The organism is Bradyrhizobium sp. 25ACV, from assembly GCF_054863005.1.
The window spans coordinates 1-455 of the sequence record NZ_JAVAYO010000042.1; the positions used below are offsets into that span (position 1 = coordinate 1).

Genomic DNA, 455 nt, shown 5'->3' on the forward strand with positions numbered 1-455 from the left:
GCGCATTCGACCTCCGAGGTTGCGGAAGGTTTCAACCTCGCCAAGGCCGAGGCCAAGGCCTCGTTCGGCGATGACCGTGTCTTCGTCGAAAAGTTCATCGTCGATCCCCGCCACATCGAGATCCAGGTGCTGGGCGACAAGCACGGCAACGTCATCTATCTCGGCGAGCGCGAATGCTCGATCCAGCGCCGCAACCAGAAGGTCATCGAGGAGGCGCCGTCGCCGCTGCTCGACGAGGCGACGCGCCGCAAGATGGGCGAGCAGGCCGTCGCGCTGGCCAAGGCCGTGAATTACGACTCCGCCGGCACCGTCGAGTTCGTCGCGGGGCAGGACAAGAGCTTCTACTTCCTGGAGATGAACACACGTCTCCAGGTCGAGCATCCCGTCACCGAGCTCGTCACCGGCATCGACCTCGTCGAGCAGATGATCCGCGTTGCCGCCGGCGAGAAGCTCGG

At 64.4% G+C, this 455-nt stretch carries 1 protein-coding gene; it reads left to right on the forward strand.

Features of this window, described 5'->3' with window-relative positions:
* Positions 1 to 455: ATP-binding protein (locus RAD04_RS38480; RefSeq protein WP_461627941.1), on the forward strand; the 455-nt coding region annotated here is incomplete at both ends.